The organism is Pedobacter cryoconitis, from assembly GCF_014200605.1.
Classification (GTDB): Bacteria; Bacteroidota; Bacteroidia; order Sphingobacteriales; family Sphingobacteriaceae; genus Pedobacter; species Pedobacter cryoconitis_B.
Window position 1 is genome coordinate 1 of record NZ_JACHCE010000010.1, and the last position, 17,065, is coordinate 17,065.

Sequence of the window (17,065 nt, forward strand, 5' to 3'; positions counted from 1 at the left end):
CAGGAAGTAATTAGCTTATTAAAGAATCGTAACCATCTGCTTTGAACTCAAAAAATATCAAACCCAAAACTTGGAATTTAATCCCTAATCCACAAATTTATGACTTGATCCATTACAATTGGATTTAAAGAATAAAGCGAAAAGAATAAAGGGAATCCTTATAAATAACTAAAGGGGAATCGAGATTCCCCTTTAGTATATCAAACACACCAATTTGAGGGCTAAGCTTAATACAAATATGAATTATCAACTTGATTAAACCGAGCTTACCGATAAAGTTACGCAAGAGCATTTGATCTTTAAATATTTTTACGCCAACAGCTTGTTTACTTACACCAACACTGACTTATGAGTAATTTTCATTTTGAATATTCAGCAAAAACAGCTTTTACACCATATTTTCAATCTTTTCAGGAAAATAGACATAGGGTTTATCAATCCCCCTAAACTAAGATACTCCAGGCCATCCAACCTGGAGTATCAACAAAACAAAACTTAGATCTAACCAAAATCAAGTATCGGGTGTAATGATTCAACATTACTTTGACGTCATGGGCGGATTCGAACCGCCGTTAAAGGTTTTGCAGACCCACACCTAACCACTCGGCCACATGACTATTTTAGCGAAGAAAAACTAAGTAACCATTGTTTTTCTTCCTTGTATTTCCTTTTCTAACGTTGTTACTGAGAGCAAATATAATAATGTCTACTGAAATAGTAGAATTTATTTTAAATATTTTTATTCTTTTCTGTTCTTCAGGCATTCGGCTTAAAGAACTATCTTTGCAATCAACACTATGGCCGACATCAAAAACCTATCTGAGACAGTCAGAAACAGCCCTGAGACCTATATAATCAGTGATTTCAAACCAGAACTTTTCAATACAGTTTTTATATTAAAACATAGTTCTGGTCCGGCAGATATTACGGCACCGGGCTATTTTGATTTGTCGCCACAGCATATTTCCATAGGATATTCCTCTTTTGGGAACCAGGGTCTTCCTATAAAGTTCCCACAGGTAGATGTACGTCTTCATCAAAACGATCTCATTTTGTCCTGTCGCTGTCCTGTAATAAAGAACAGGTTATGTGAACATCAGATGCAGGTCCTGTTTAATATCATAGAACGTCCAGAGCTCCGTATATTTTTTGACAGCAGGTTAAGACACGAAAAAATAAGACAATTCGCGGCAGCTTATGGTCTGGAAAATGAGAGTCCGGATGATTTGTTCACCATTGAATATGGAAAAAAGAATTTTGAGATCATTCCTGTCATCAAGGACCTCTTGCCCATTACAAAAGAGAAAAACGATATGCTAAAAGCACTTCTTTTACCTAAAGCTGACCTCAGTTTTTTAACGCGGCATGTAAAAGAAGAAGAAAAAAAAATACTCGTTTTAAAGCAGCACCGTTACTACTCACATTTTCAGGCCGACTTATTATTAGCCTGCACAACTACTGCTACCGGGAAGATCAGGAATCCATTAAAGCAATTAAATGCAATTGACTATATATGGGCCACCGAAAATCCAGAAGAGTTAAAATTCTATACAGCAATTTCTAAATTCCAGCAGAATTACGATACCAACCAGGCAGAGGCTGATATTAACGGGTTAAAGGCATTGGTCAAGAACCCAATGAATCTTGATGTATTTTATCATGATCCCGAAGTCTCTCCTAATCTGACTGTCAGTTCGATTGTTCCTGTTAAGATCAGTAATCTTCATATAGATATCCGTCTGGCGGTTAACCTGACCAATGGATTTTATACGGTTTCGGGTGAGCTTATTTTAGAGGGCAAGGCCTATGATTTAAAGGTTCTGAATATAAAATTCAGTTATTTCATTTTCTACAATGGAACCTTATATCTTATTGACAGCCCTGATTTCATCAAAATAGTTGATTTTTTCAGGCAGCATAACAATCATCTCGTAATTCATGAATCTAAATTTTCAGAATTTAAAGAAGACATCCTTTCCAAACTGGAGACTAAAATTCATATCAATTACTCTTACCTCAAACCAGCTACACCGGAACAATTAAAAGAAGCCCATTTTGATCAGTCGGGAGAGAAGATTATTTATCTATCAGACTCTGAAAACTATGTATTAATCACGCCAGTGATGAAATATGGAAATGTGGAAGTCCCTGTATTGTCCAGAAAGCAAATACATGCTGCGGATCATGCAGGCAATATATTTACAGTAACCCGTGATGAGCACCAAGAGCTTCAGTTTATATCATCGGTGACGCGTCAGCATCCTCATTTTGAAGAGCAGCTTGACAAAGAATCCTTTTACCTTCATAAAAAGCGTTTTCTGGATGAAGGCTGGTTTTTAGCTGCCTTTGAAGAATGGCAGCAGCAGGACATCACCATACTAGGTTTCAATCAATTAAAAGGCAATCCTATAAACCCTAATAAAGCAAAAATATCCATAGCTGTAAACAGTGGTCTTAACTGGTTTGACACTGCATTTGAAGTTACTTTTGGAAATCAAAAAGTACAACTCAAGCACCTTCACAGATCGATCAGAAACAAAAGTAAATTTGTTAAACTTGGTGATGGCACCATGGGTATTCTTCCGCAGGAGTGGATTGAGCGTCTGACAAAATTCTTCAATGCCGGAGAAGTCGTAGATGAATCCATTCGTACCCCGAAAGTAAACTTCACAGAGATCACAGAGCTGTATGAAGAAGAAATTCTTTCGGCAGCCGTAAAAATGGAATTATCGGCTTATAAGGCCAAGATAGCAGACTTCAAAAACATTGAAAAAGTAGAAGTCCCGGAAGCCCTGAACGGAACCCTTAGAGATTACCAGAAGGAAGGCCTGAACTGGTTAAATTTCCTTGATGAATTTAACTTCGGAGGCTGTCTTGCTGACGATATGGGTCTTGGAAAAACCATACAAATTATTGCCTTCATTCTTTCCCAGCGGGAGAAGGGGCATCAAAACACCAATCTGATTGTCGTTCCTACTACCCTGATCTTTAACTGGCAGGCAGAAATAGCCAAATTCGCGCCCGACCTGAATATCCATACCATATATGGCGCAGACCGGATCAAGGATCATGAAGATTTCAGCAATTACGAAATCATTCTAACTTCATACGGCACATTGCTCTACGATATCAGCTGGCTAAAGAAATACCACTTTAATTATATTTTCCTGGATGAGTCACAAACTATAAAAAACCCAGACTCTCTACGCTATAGTGCGGTTCGTCTTTTACAGTCCCGGAATAAAATCGTCCTGACAGGAACCCCAATTGAGAACAACACCTTTGATTTGTACGGGCAACTCTCTTTTGCCTGCCCTGGACTGCTTGGCAGCAAGCAATATTTCAGAGACCACTACTCTTCCCCTATAGATAAATTCAAGGATTCAAGAGCTGCCCTTGCCCTTAAAAAGAAGGTAAGTCCATTCATCCTGCGCAGAACAAAAAAAGAAGTAGCAGCGGAGCTTCCGGACAAAACCGAGATGGTCATTTATTGCGAGATGGGTACAGCTCAAAAAACTGCTTACGATGCCTGCAAAAACGAATACAAGAAATTTCTGCTATCTGGAAAAGAAGACCTCGAAGAAAAACGCATCTTACACATCCTGAAGGGCCTTACCCAACTCAGACAGATCTGTAATTCGCCTGCCCTGCTCAAAGACAACCTGCTCCACGGAGCCACTTCTTCTAAGATCACGACCCTGATGGAAGAAATAGACAGTCATTCGCCCCAGCACAAAATCCTGGTATTCTCACAGTTCGTCTCTATGCTCGACCTCATCAAAAAGGAGCTTGAACAAAAAGCTATCCCCTTCGAGTACCTTAGTGGTAAAACAACCAACCGGGAAAAGCGTGTGGAAAGCTTCCGCCAAAACGAGAACATCCGTGTTTTCCTCATCAGTCTGAAAGCGGGCGGAACCGGCCTGAACCTCACCGAGGCCGATTACGTATATCTCGTAGATCCCTGGTGGAACCCGGCTGTTGAAAACCAGGCCATCGACCGTTGTTACCGTATCGGCCAGAAAAAAAACGTGGTAGCTATCCGTTTAATCTGTCCGGACACTATCGAAGAAAAAATCATGAAACTTCAGGAAACAAAGAAGGAGCTTGTAAACGATATCATAAAAACCGATACTTCCCTGCTCAAGTCGCTTTCAAAAAGCGATCTGATTGAACTATTCAGTTAAACCACTGAAAATCCAAAGGGCAACTCAAAGTGTGACCAACAAACCAGCAATCCTGGGGCAACTAACAAATTAGCAATCCAACAAGCAACTAACAAGTAAACAATCCTAAGGCAATCCAGCAATCTCCACCATTTCGCCAGTTTAGAGAAATAAAAAAACCGCCACTACATTTCGGACATTGTTCATTCCTTCAAATGAACGTCGGCCGAAATGTAGTGGCGGTTTTTTATTTCCCTTTACACTAAGAAGCAGTGAACTTGTAGGTGATTGACTTTTCGTCGCCCGAAAACTCCAATTCATGCCCTGCACCTTCTTCATTCAAATAAACCTTTCCCTTCGCAAAGCCTGCCAAATCCTTCTTACTTACCTGTTCAAAATAACTTTGAAAATCCTGTTTCAGTGCTTCATCAGTTTTCGGAGCTGTAGCCAGCGTCTGTTCAGGCAATGAAGTTGACCTCATTTTCTCCAGCCCGATCATCATAATATCAAAATACCATGAATCCGTCAATTTCATTGCTTCAATAGCCAGACCATCGACAAAACCCAGCAAATTATGTCTGAAACTAGTGCCTTCATCCATAAAAAACCTTAATCCTGTAGACTTCGTCCATTCCGCTCTTTCGCCCTGATCACCATTGCTGCTTACCCCATAAAAAGCTACCAGATATTCCAGAGAACCCGTAATAATCTTCTCCTCATGGTTAATATTTTCATCCAGTACCTGCTGAGATACACTATTCATCAGCTTATCAAAATACGTAGAATCCCCGGTAAAGCTCATTCCAGAAATCTTTACTCCTGGTAAACCACCACAACCTCTGCGGGCAAGGATTCCATTCTTATAAATTTTTATATTCAGTGCTTCTTCCGTTCCCGACTTCACTGTGATTAATACCTGTTCAACTTCAGACTTATCCATTTTTTTACGCTTTAATAAAGCAGACATTGCTATCTGCGCCGCAAAATTACAATTAAAATTTAGCTATAGCCGTTATATTAGTCGACTGACAAGCATTAAAAACCCCTAAAGCACCACCAGAAATATTGCTCAGCGGGTTTGAAGGCGTATCCGTATTCTGATCAATTGTTGCATTTAAAGTTCTGAAATAATCATAAGTGCCCTTATCGATACACTGCAATTCGACCGTCATCAGATCACCATTGTTGATTCTTGGATTCCCAACTTTAGCATCAGTATCATAATAAAGCTGATTATCATAAGTTCTGCCATCAGTTGCATCATCATTACGTACAAAAGAACCCTTTATCTGGACATTATTTACCCACTGCCTTAACCTGTAATAATTCCCTTTCCCTACCGGGTCAGTATATACAGGAACCATATATATCTTGTCTGCGTCCAGCTCAAAGCGTTTCGCATAAAGCTTATCCACCTTAATCGCTTCCAAAGGAATAGTTGAAGTTGCGATATAAGTTTTACCACTCAGTTTAACAGTCATCTGATAAGTATGCCCACTCATCCCGCGCATTGCACCCGTTTCATAAACACCACCATTCTTACTCGTCAACGTTTCGGCAACACCCGAAGTCAGGTCTTTAATTTCGACTACCCCATCATTACGCCCCACAAAATTATTATCCCCCTCAAAATCCTTCGTTTCAGAAATACGGACCTGATAAGGTCCTGCATTGGCAGTAATCTGCCCTTCGATAACAATTTGTATAGCCGATCCATCCAGCTTCACATCAATCACCTTTTCGCAGGCACTGAACATTGCAGCGAATATCACCAAGTAAAAAACACCTATAATGCGCTTCATCATTTTAAAATTTAAAGTTGTAAGAAATTGAAGGAACAAATCTGAACAAAGAAGTTTGTACAGCCTGCGTACGGGAGCGGTCATCAGGATTATCACGGAAAGTTATCGCATAGGCATTCTCACGTCCATAAGCATTATAAAGGCCAAATGCCAGTTCAGAAGAGAAGTTTTTACGCTCTTTCAGCTTACATGTAGCACTCAGGTCCAGCCTGTGATAAGCCGGCATTCTATAAGCATTACGCTTCGTATATAAAAACACCACCTGGTTATCCGTATAATACTTTCCACTTGGGAAAGACACTGCATTACCCGTATAATAAACAAAGGTTGCAGACAGTGACCATTTTTTATTGACTTCATACATCCCCACAATAGAAACATCATGCGTGCGGTCCTGTCTTGCGGCATACCAGTCCCCATCATTAATCCCGTCAATCATTTTTTCTGAACGGGACAAAGTATAACCAATCCATCCGGTCAGACGACCTGTTTTTTTGCGTAACAACAATTCAAGTCCATAAGCTCTCCCTTTACCAAATAAAAGCTGCGGTTCAATAGGATCATTACTCCTGATATTAGCTCCATCCCTATAATCTACCTGGTTGTTCATCACTTTATAATACGTTTCCGCACTAAACTCATAAGCATTATCCTTCAGATTACGGAAATAACCAAAAGAAACCTGATCTGCAGTTTCCGGTTTAATAATATTATTTGTTGCTACCCATTTATCCGTTGGGCTGCTCGTTGCAGAATTAGACAGCTGATGCAGCGGTTGCGTATTTCTTGAATAAGCAGCCTTCAAAGAAGAAACCTCATTCAGCTGATAAGCTGCAGAAAATCTCGGTTCCACATTAAAATAAGTCTTTACAATTTTCCCCTTTGCATAATGAAGTGTATCTACAATTGCTCCGGCTGCATTCAGGTTATAAAAATTATTATCCCCGCCTAACACAGAAAAAGCACTCAGGCGTACTCCGTACTCCACTTTCAAACGGTCAGAAGCCTTCCACTCATTACTTACATACGCTGCATTTTCCCAGCTATGCGTAAAAGGCTGGCTGTTCAGTGTAAAATCACCACTATACTGACCCGGTTTTATCGTATGGTAAACAGAATTCAAACCAAATTTCCAGGTGTTTTTTGTATTCGGATAAAAACTGAATTCCTCTTTCAGGTTCCAGTCCTTGATCTGAGAAGTTATTTTACCATTAAAAGTACTGGAATTAGTCAGATCAATATTATAGCGGTAATCACTATAGATTAACGAAGTATTAGAAAATAATTTAGGGCTGAACTGGTGGTTCCATCTTAGCGTACCAGTTTTATTTCCCCAGTCCAGACCAAATAAGCCACCCAGACCAAGTTTATCCTGTCCAAGATAACCCGACAGATATACCTTATCATTTTCTCCAAACTGATAATTAGCTTTCAGGTTTAAATCATAAAAGTACAGCGCACTTTTTTTAATAACCGTATCACTGCTTGCTTTAAGGAAAGCATCTACATAAGTTCTTCTTGCGCTGATTAAAAACGAACCCTTGTTTTTAACGATAGGCCCTTCAATAGTTAGTCTTGAAGCAATAATTCCGATTCCGCCATTGACGCTGAATTTCTGATTATTTCCATCATTCATTTTCACATCCATTACAGAAGACAATCTGCCGCCATAATTTGCAGGCGTATTCCCTTTATACAGGGTAACATCCTTAATCGCATCAGAATTAAATGTAGAAAAGAAACCCAGCAAGTGGGAAGGATTATAAACAATAGCCTCATCCAGCAGAATCAGGTTCTGATCGGCTGCGCCACCTCTTACAAAGAAGCCGCTATTTCCTTCACCTGCAGATTTTACACCCGGTAAAAGCTGTACCACCTTAATCAGATCTCTTTCTCCAAAAAGAACAGGAACCCTGTCAATCTCTTTCATACTGAGCTTTTCGACCCCCATTTTTGCAGAACTCACATGTTCATCTTTAGCTGCGCCAGAAATGACAACCTCCGAAAGGTTATTATCCTGTGAAACCAAAGCAATTTTTAGGTGGATATTTTTGTTCAGGTCTATTGTTCTGGTATCAATAATATAACCAACTGAACCAATCAACAGCTTATAACTGCCGTCTTGTGTAGTCAGAGAGAAAAAGCCATACTCATTAGAAGTTGCAGATACATTTGCAGGCCCCTCCACCCTGATTGTCGTTCCAATTAACTGTTCCCCTGTCTGGGCGTCTTTGACATATCCGCTGATCGTATGTTTCGTTTGTGCATTTATCTTACAAATATTCAGTAAAATCAATAAGGGTATCAGGTAAAGTACTTTTATCTTCATTTAATTTTAACGGTTTTTGGATATATTCGCTAAACTAAATAAAAAATGTATGCAGGATATGTTAAATCTGCAATTTTCTGTCGATAATGTCTTAAAAAAACTTTAACAGATTCATCAAAAGCTTAAGCAAGCCTGCTATCCATCAATCGTAAATTCAAGCACAGCAACATCTGCCAGAATAATCTGATCGCCTGCTCTCAAAGTATAACCTATTTGTGTCGAATTCAATTTGTGCGTACTTTCATCCTGTGCGACCTTAACTTTAGTTTTATTTCCCGGAGGCACGCCACCTTCATCAGCATATAACTTAAAACAAAGCTGTTCTTTGTCCCATTCCAGATGTGCATGCTGTCTGCTGATATATTTATTACTTTCCTGTGCGTCCCCTAAAAATGCAATCGTATTGACACGGTAACTCCCATCTTTTCCCTGCACACTGCTATCCCTGCCTATATTTACACGGCCAGTACCCGGTTTAATGATATATTGTTCCTGTTCCGCATGACCAGCAATCACTTTTAAACAAACCCTTGATGATCCCGTTTGGGCACCACTTTTTACATCAGAATTTTTTAAAATCAATCCTAGTTTAACTTCGTTATTCCGGATAGCCCCGGCAGGCAATTCACTTACATATTGCACTTCCAGTTTCCAGTCGGCAGGTAGATCCAGGGCAAAATTATCAGCAATGCGTTGTACTTCATCCTTAAACTGTTCTGGTTCGGCACTATACAAAGCTGTTTCGTACATAAACAATTCTTCTGCACCAGCATTCACATAAAGCTGTAAAGCTTTTAAATGTGATCCTTCCCCACCATCTAATTTCTGCAGCTCCTCTTTAATCAGCTGCAAAATCAAATCTCTTAAACTTTTAGCATCTAACGGATTATCCGTTTTATTCTTTTTAAAAAAATCAAACATCCTTCTATTTTTAGTTTATGCTTTTCATATATCCTTTTTGTACCAGCAATGGAATGACCGTTTCACCAGCAACCCTTACCGCTTCCGAAGATCCTCTGGCCGATTCTATCCGGATACAAACTACGGTATAACCAGGTCCCTTTGCATCAGGCGCAAAAAATACATACCAGCCATCGTTTACCTTTTTCTTTTTAATAATCCTTTCGGGCGTACCGGTTTTACCAGCAACTGCAATACCAAATACACCAGCTTTACGTGCGCTCTGTTCAATCATATACTGTTTTAACAAAGCCGCAGCAGCAGGATCTTTAGCCAGCACAACCCCTTGCTTTTCCTTTATCGTAGAATCAGCCAGTTTTAACACATAACGGTTAGGGACTAAAACCCCGTCATTAGCAATTGCAGAACCCAACCTGGCCATTGCAGCAGGCGTAGAAATTAACTCACCCTGTCCCCAGGCCATTCCGGAAATACCAGTTGCCCGGTTCCTGTAAATGTTATTCGGGTTATAGGCAGACCTGAATTCAGTTTTCCGCCATAAGTCAAACCAGCGCTGTTCCTGCTCTTCATTAACTGTTTTCCGGCCATAATAATATCCTCCAACCCCATGCAGGAACATTCCGGTTTTCAAATAAAGATCACCCATTTGTTCCTGTAAGTGCTGTTGATTAGCCAATTTAATAAAATAGACATTATTCGATTTCACAATTGCCTGTTCCATATCAATCAGACCTGTTTCATCAGGTTCCGCACCACGGGTACGGATCCGCTCATTTGCTTTAACCAGATAAGTCTGTTTCGCAGCTGCCATTCCCAGTTTATTAAAACCAGCCATAGCTGTCAATAGTTTAGCAGTAGATCCCGGCTGTGTGGCAATGGCAAAACCCGGATCGGCAGTAGTTGTCCATGAATCCAGTTTATTCTGATCTGAAAGGCTCATGGTGAGTTGTTCCCAATTTTTTACAGGAGGTAAAGGAAAAGCAGCCGAAGCCAGGACATCACCTGTTTTAGAAGACATCACAACCACAGAAACCCTGTTTTTACTTAATTTAGGATCATGTGCTAAACCAGCCTGCAAATGTGTTTGTAAACTGGCATCTACACTTAACCTGACTTCACGGTTACGCTTTTTAAAAGTCTGGATTTCTGTACTGTCCAGTCCGGATATCAACAGTGATGTCAAAGCAGAATAATCCTTTTTAAGCACAGTCATTTCCTTTGGTCCTCTGGGCAAAAAACGGTCTTCCTTATAACGGGAAGCCATCATCGTATAACTGGTCAGCGGCATTTTAAAACCCCTTAATTCAGCGGCATGCTCATATTCTGCAAAATAACCGTTAATACCCCCATTAAACACGCCAGTATTCGCATCTCCGGTCCAAAAGAACATTTGTTCTTCAAAAGGATAATAACGGGTTACCCTTTTGTGCATGGCAGAATCCAGCTGATAACCGGCAGCCCCTGCTTCACGCAATTGCTCCATTTGTTTCTTCACCAGTTCTGGGTTACTGGTTGCTAAAATCAGCCCCGAGCGGTCATATATAGTTCCTGCTTCTAATTTTTTCATTAATATCCCTATCCGGGGATTATAGCTGAACATCCTGCTCCCGCTTTTATCTGCTACCAAAGCAGGTTTAACCACCCATGCAGGTGTATTGAAGCTATAGCGGGATACATTAATCACCAACAGCAATATAGCCGCACAAGCTGCAATTAATGCCGGAACCAGGTTTTTATCCTGTTGCGAGGTCAGATATTTCATCTGTACAGCTGTCCCTCTTACTGAGGAAACTGATAATAAAAACCCTGCTGCCACGAAATTTATCACCAGCGAAGAACCACCATAACTTTCAAAAGGAAGTGATACACCCGATAAAGGCAACGCACCAATAGAGCCGCCGGCAATTAGCAGAAACTGAATAAAAGTACAGATCCCAATACCTGAGCAAATATAAAAGAGGAATGGCGTACCGGTACGCCGGCCAATAATTATTGAACGGTGCAGATAGATTAAAAACAAGATGAAAATACAGGTAATACCTGTCCAGCCAAACTCTTCTCCGATAGCCGGAAGAATCATATCCGTATGGGCTTCAGGAATAGTTTTAGCGAACCCTTTTCCGGTTCCCTGTCCGCTGATTCCACCAGTTGCAATTCCCCAAAGGCCGTTGGCAACCTGATCACCACCATAAACTTCATTATTCCAGGCATCCTGCCAAATCGCTTTCCTGTCAGACAGTCTGGCTACCGGCCCCGGAACAATTTTATCCAGATAAGGGATTTTATCAATCGTTAAAAAGGCTGTGATCACAATCAGTGCCATCACCGCCGATTCGCTCATTGACTTACGTTTTAGAACATGGTATAGCCCTAAAACAGCAAAAGTAACTAAAGCATCAAACCATACATTATCTACAAACCAGGCAACCAGTACATACAGTAAAACAAAAGCTGCCATCTCCATAAAATCTCCTCTGGAGAAAGAGAAAAGCAGAATAAAAGTAAAACAGATTACGATTGCCGGGCCAAGGTCCCCTAACAGTAAAAACAAAAATAACGTGAACAGGATTGCTGCCAGTGCAAAAGAGAAAAATGACCAGCGCTTTTTCCAGCTCGAATAGGTCGCTATAAATTGTTCATTCTGCGCAAAGAAACCTGCCAGAAACAGCACGACGATATATTTGACCACTTCACTGGGCTGTACACCCAGTAGATTCACTTTAACCCCGCTGCCTTCCGGGCCTGCTCCAAATAAAAGTGTACCTGCCAGCAGTAAAATAGCCCCTGCAATCCATGGCCATCCATTAGCCGCAGAACGGTCTTTAAAAAAGAATAAACGATAAAAAGCAGAATCAGCTGTAAAGCGTTTCAGCTGCAAAAACAACAGCACACAAAAACCAGCAACTCCGATATATAAAAACCAGAGAGAGTCAACAGCAAGGAACCTATCCCTTACCGGGTCCTGCAAACTCAGTAAAGTCAGAAAAGACAATCCTGTCAGCAGCATTAACAAAGGTAAAATCAATTGATCCGCCTCCGGGAATTTAAACGACAGCAGTAAATGAATAATGACAAATGCCAGCAAAAAACCTCCTGTAACTACAAAATACCAAAACTTAAACTGCTCAGGCGTACGTACAACTAAAGCACCGTCATTTTTCAGCATATTAAATTCGCGGGAAGCAATTAACCTGATCACATGAGGTGCTTCATTAAAATTCAGTTGTTTGGAACCATTTAATTCCTGTACTCCTTTAACCTGTCCAAATTCAGCACCTGGTTTTAAAGGAATTACTTCATAAGCTTTCCCTTCCGGCAACTCATTAAATGAATACTGCCCTGATGCATCCGTCCGGGCATAAGCCGAAAACGACCTGGCATCAATACTGTCAGCAGGAAGCACAGTAGACAGCCTCACCAAAACCCCGGCAACGGCTTCTCCTTTATGTTCTACCTTACCTTTAATCACGCCGTTGCCCATCGCCATGCTTTTAACAGCTGGCATAGACGGGGCATTATTTTTTTCCTGTGTGAAACGGGCCTCATCATCTCCGGTAAAACCTAATAATGACCTGGATACCGCTACCCTCTTTTTGAAACCAGCGCCCCCATTGTTATAAGCCTCATCGGCCACCACATTGAATTTTCTTTTATTCAGATCACCGATATTCGTAAAAGACAGGCCTTTTGATTCTTGCGCAGCAATAGCGTTACTGATGATCTCAATATCCAGCGGATCTTCCAGATAATAACCTCTGGTCAGTAAAGCCTTCACTGCTTTAGCAGGTTCAGGTGCATTTAAATTGACTGTTGTCCCAGCTTTCAGCCGCTGATCTACATCCTTTATCCTGCCCTGGAGTACTCCAAATAGCCTGACGAACAAAGTCACCAGTAAAATAGCAATCAGCCCTAAAAACAAGCGCTCCTGCCCTCTTCCCCGATGTTCCGTATTTCCTTTATCCATAATTATTTCTTAGCCAGTGAATCTGCCGCAAAGCCTTTTTTAGATATTCTGCCATTCACATAAAACTGATCCTGAAAAACAAACCGTACCTGTAGAGGATAATTCACTTTATTAAAGCGGATATTCTTTATATCCAGCACATTGTTATAAGATAATATTCCTGTTTCAAAATTCTCCAGCACCAGCTGATCTATCTTTACATACCTGCATTTTGGAGAAAGGATCAGTGCAGGTCCTTTGTAAGCCGAATCACTTTGAAAAACAATATTGCCTTTGGTTTTCAGAATTAAAGTATCCCGGTCAATGTTCAGCGGCTGGCTCAGACGAACCGGCACCTTAAATACTGTATCTGAAAGCAATAAAGTATCTCCTTTGAGCTTCAGCAGTGTATCACTGATCATTCTTTCCTGTGGATTTAATGCGGATTTTATCGGGGTTATCAAAACTGTTCCAGGCTGATCAAGCTTTGTCCCTTCGGCAGTATGATAGAAAAACAACCATACTGTGGTTCCTAAAAACAACAAGCATAAAACTGACAGTAAAAAAATCAAACCATTAGAACTCTTTTGTTTGACAATACTTTGCTCAGGTACAGATTTAACCGTCTCCCTTAAAGGCTCTGCTAATGAAGGTTTTTCTGCAGATTGAGTTTTAGACACAGGTTTGCCTGCTGCCGGAATTTCATATACCGCCGGTATTTTATCATTTTTAGCCAGTACAACAGTCACATTATCCTTACCACCGGCAAGATTTGCCTCCTCTATTAAACGCTGTGCTTTTACAGCAAGGGTTTCCGGGCCATTTAACACTGCAGTTATTAAAGCAGCGTCAATCATATCGGTCAGCCCATCACTGCAGATCAGGATCAGGTCACCAGGTAAGAAAGGTGATGATCCGGTTTCAAAATAAGCATCAGTCATTCCCTTACGGCTTGCCAAACCCAAAGCCTGGTTGATCTGATTCCTTTTAGGATGCTGCATAGCTGCTTCTTCAGTTAACCTGCCAGAATCTTCCAAAAAACCTACAAAAGACTGATCATGCGAAATCTTAATCAATGAATGATCACGGAACAAATATAACCTGGTATCTCCTACATGCACATAATGCAGCAGGTTATTCTGTCTGTCAATTACAGCCAATGTAGCCACACAAGCCATATCCATCAATTCCAGATCACCTTGTTTATGCTCAATAATCTGTTCATTGGCCAGATAAAAAACCCGGTTCAGCTGACTGATTAAATCGGGTTCAATCGTTTCCAGTTCTTTTAAAATAACACCTTTAGTCAATGCAGCTGCAATTTCTCCGCCAGCATATCCGCCAACACCATCAATCACCCCTGCAATCATAAATTTATTATGCATCACTTCCTGCGTAATGAATTCATCTTCATTATTCTCTCTTACCCTGCCGGCATGAGTAATTCCAAATAAACGGTCAGCCATTATCTCTGTGATTTTTTAATATCCGTAAAATGCCATACCAGCAACAAAATTCCTATGGCCAATAGCCCTATTGATAAATAATTACCCATACAGGATTAAGGTTTAAAAATGTTAACACCAATAATACCGTTTAGCAATATTTTTGAATTGAAAGGAAGTTCAACCCAGTCCGGTGCATTGACAGCACTCCGATATACCTCTACTTCATTTACCATTGTTTTTTCACCAAAAGAAGCCAGATAAAATTTACCTTCAGGTTCATTATACCGGATACTCAAATGAGGTGTATTGACCCAATCAGAAGGGATAGTAAAAATATAAGGCTCTTTTCTGGTTTCATCCTTACCCGAAACTACAATTTCCCGGGTGGTCATCAGATACTCCACTTTTTTACCTCTGAAATTCTGATCCGGCATAATGGTTTCTAAACGCGCAAGGACTTTATCAGATTTCCCTTTCACGAGTTGCACATTTTCAAGATCCATCGCATAAGGCAGCTCATAATAGCCTTCGCTATAATAAGTAAAGCCATTTAAAATATCCTGGTTCACGTCAAGCGTTTCTGCAATCCCGGTTTGTCTAGGAATAAAGGTCACTCTTAAATTTTCTTCCTTTTTGGTACTTCCAGGAAGTAATTTCCCGATAAAGCCTTTATCACCACGTTCATAATCCGGATGAGAAGCCAGTCTGAAAACCCATTTAGAACTTGAGGGCTCAACAGTTTTTCCCATTTTCCGGTATTCTTTTAAGATCTCATAAAACTGATTGACAGATTCATGAACAATGATCCCAAATAAGCCTTGTTTATGTTCCAGAAACTCCTTATAGTCCTCTTCATTGAAACAAATAATAAATTCATGATAAAAAACTATACGGTTCGCGAAAGACAGCTGACCAATAGATTCTTTGAATTTATCCAGTATATATTTATAAACTTCATCGGGAGTTAACCCTTTGACCGCTTTTTTCGCTTTACTTTTCTCTGTTGGAAGAAACCAGTCCTGCAGACCTGTTTTTTTCCAGAAAGTTGACTTCTCTGCCATTTTATCCCTTTTTATCTGTTAAGAGTCTGTTTAATTTTAAAACGTACGCTAAAAATGAAGCGTAGTATCTAAATTCATTGTTGTGGTATCCTGAGCGGGCTGTGGAACAGGTTTAAGCTGTACCGGCTGCGTTTGTGTCGTACCGCTATCGTTGAATGAATCACGGTTTTTATCCCAGCTATACCCTTTATCTTCCTCATCCTGGTTTGTTGTACCCTGAGCAGGGTTCTGTTTCGCAGGCTGTTCTTTTTTCACAGGTTTAACCGGCTCTTTAAATAACAGAAAATAACTCAATAAGGCAATCATAAAAACTACCCCTGCCGATAAAACATAAAATACAGGTTTAGAGATCACAATTACTCCCGCATCCCTTACAGGTATTCCATCCTGCGTCTCCTGATAATGCAAGAGCAGGTTTTGCAATCTGTCATTCTCTTTTTGCATTAAAGAAAGACCCGTAACATCGGTTGCTGCACTTGCTGAATCAGCTATACTGCTATGTACAATTGCATATTGCAGCTCCATTCCATTGCTATATCTCGAAGCAGGTGCTTTTTCCAGACATTTACTGATCAGAGCGATCAGCCATCCGGGAACCTGCATTTCGTGCGCAGCTTTTTCTGGTGACCAGCTTTCAGGCATATTCGCTTTCCGCAGGGCCAGCAGATCAGGAACAGGCAGTTCTAAATGACCGACTAAAACATCATTGCGTGATTTCTGCCCATTATCCAATAAAGGAAAGGGAACTTGTCCTGCAAGCAATTCATACAGGATTACCCCATAACTGTAAATATCAGTTTCAAAAAGCATTTGCCCCTCACTTTGCTCTGGTGCCATAAATTCAATAGCTCCGGCATGGCGGATACTGGTTCTTCGCTGTTCATCAGACATCGCCGACAAACCAAAATCCAGTAAAACATAATTACCCGTATGCATATTAAGTTTTACATTATTGCTCTTAATATCACCATGTTTTACAGTTACTTTATGACAGTGCGCTAAAGCATTGGCCAAATGGTCTGCTACTTTAATCACTTCTTTTACCGTAAATATTTTATCATGCGGCTCTTTCAGCAATTCTTCCAGATCAGGCCCTTCGATATATTCCATTTCTATAAATGGAAAAGACCCGCTTTCGGTAATCCCCGAATTTAAGATTTTAACTATATTAGGATTAGGCTCTTCATTTACCTTTTTCAATTTCTCCACTTCATTCTGAAAACTCCTGAAATTTTTATCTTCCTTGCTTTCTGTATGGACTGGTGTTGGCAATAATTTCACCGCCGTGATAATAGGACCAAAACGTCTTCCCTTGTAAACTGAACCCTGACCACCGGTACGCAATGCGCCCATATTTTCCAGGCCTTCAGTAATCGTAAATACTTTACTCATTTAAGC

Annotated in this window: 9 protein-coding genes and 1 tRNA gene; 1 reads left to right on the top strand and 9 read right to left on the bottom strand. The window is 40.4% G+C overall.

Going from position 1 to position 17,065, the window contains the following annotated elements:
* Positions 1-546 precede the first annotated feature (546 nt).
* A tRNA-Cys gene (locus tag HDE68_RS22625) sits at positions 547-617 on the bottom strand.
* A gap of 180 nt (positions 618-797) precedes the next feature.
* Between HDE68_RS22625 and HDE68_RS22630 the strand changes: the two genes are divergently transcribed.
* Positions 798-4,184 (top strand): DEAD/DEAH box helicase, encoded by a 3,387-nt coding sequence (locus HDE68_RS22630; RefSeq protein WP_183884515.1) that lies wholly within the window; start codon positions 798-800, stop codon positions 4,182-4,184.
* Positions 4,185-4,425: 241 nt separating this feature from the next.
* Here the strand turns inward: HDE68_RS22630 and HDE68_RS22635 are convergent, their stop codons facing one another.
* From HDE68_RS22635 to HDE68_RS22670, 8 genes are all read right to left on the bottom strand, one after another.
* Entirely contained in the window at positions 4,426-5,103 is a 678-nt protein-coding gene (locus tag HDE68_RS22635; protein ID WP_183884516.1) for a hypothetical protein, read from the bottom strand.
* Between the two features lie 52 nt (positions 5,104-5,155).
* Positions 5,156-5,968 carry a DUF4249 family protein gene (locus HDE68_RS22640; protein WP_183884517.1) on the bottom strand — a complete coding sequence of 271 codons (813 nt, stop codon included), beginning with the start codon at positions 5,966-5,968 and terminating at the stop codon, positions 5,156-5,158.
* Position 5,969: 1 nt separating this feature from the next.
* The gene (locus tag HDE68_RS22645; RefSeq protein ID WP_183884518.1) at positions 5,970-8,294 is read right to left on the bottom strand and encodes a TonB-dependent receptor; all 2,325 of its coding nucleotides are present in this window, start codon (positions 8,292-8,294) and stop codon (positions 5,970-5,972) included.
* A 135-nt stretch (positions 8,295-8,429) separates the two neighbouring features.
* Entirely contained in the window at positions 8,430-9,215 is a 786-nt protein-coding gene (locus HDE68_RS22650; RefSeq protein WP_183884519.1) for an FHA domain-containing protein, read from the bottom strand.
* 10 nt (positions 9,216-9,225) lie between these two features.
* Entirely contained in the window at positions 9,226-13,179 is a 3,954-nt protein-coding gene (locus HDE68_RS22655; protein WP_183884520.1) for an FtsW/RodA/SpoVE family cell cycle protein, read from the bottom strand.
* A gap of 2 nt (positions 13,180-13,181) precedes the next feature.
* On the bottom strand, positions 13,182-14,624 hold the full coding sequence (locus tag HDE68_RS22660; RefSeq protein WP_183884521.1) for a PP2C family protein-serine/threonine phosphatase: 1,443 nt from the start codon (positions 14,622-14,624) through the stop codon (positions 13,182-13,184).
* Between the two features lie 95 nt (positions 14,625-14,719).
* The gene (locus HDE68_RS22665; RefSeq protein ID WP_183884522.1) at positions 14,720-15,667 is read right to left on the bottom strand and encodes a hypothetical protein; all 948 of its coding nucleotides are present in this window, start codon (positions 15,665-15,667) and stop codon (positions 14,720-14,722) included.
* A 48-nt stretch (positions 15,668-15,715) separates the two neighbouring features.
* Positions 15,716-17,059: a serine/threonine-protein kinase gene (locus HDE68_RS22670; protein ID WP_183884523.1), complete on the bottom strand. Its 1,344-nt coding sequence runs from the start codon at positions 17,057-17,059 to the stop codon at positions 15,716-15,718.
* Positions 17,060-17,065 lie beyond the last annotated feature (6 nt).

Coding starts and splice junctions, on each gene's coding strand:
- HDE68_RS22635 (WP_183884516.1), bottom strand. CDS start 5,103: ATGGATAAGTCTGAAGTTGAACAGGTATTAATCACAGTGAAGTCGGGA.
- HDE68_RS22655 (WP_183884520.1), bottom strand. CDS start 13,179: ATGGATAAAGGAAATACGGAACATCGGGGAAGAGGGCAGGAGCGCTTG.
- HDE68_RS22630 (WP_183884515.1), top strand. CDS start 798: ATGGCCGACATCAAAAACCTATCTGAGACAGTCAGAAACAGCCCTGAG.
- HDE68_RS22670 (WP_183884523.1), bottom strand. CDS start 17,059: ATGAGTAAAGTATTTACGATTACTGAAGGCCTGGAAAATATGGGCGCA.
- HDE68_RS22650 (WP_183884519.1), bottom strand. CDS start 9,215: ATGTTTGATTTTTTTAAAAAGAATAAAACGGATAATCCGTTAGATGCT.
- HDE68_RS22640 (WP_183884517.1), bottom strand. CDS start 5,968: ATGATGAAGCGCATTATAGGTGTTTTTTACTTGGTGATATTCGCTGCA.
- HDE68_RS22665 (WP_183884522.1), bottom strand. CDS start 15,667: ATGGCAGAGAAGTCAACTTTCTGGAAAAAAACAGGTCTGCAGGACTGG.
- HDE68_RS22645 (WP_183884518.1), bottom strand. CDS start 8,294: ATGAAGATAAAAGTACTTTACCTGATACCCTTATTGATTTTACTGAAT.
- HDE68_RS22660 (WP_183884521.1), bottom strand. CDS start 14,624: ATGGCTGACCGTTTATTTGGAATTACTCATGCCGGCAGGGTAAGAGAG.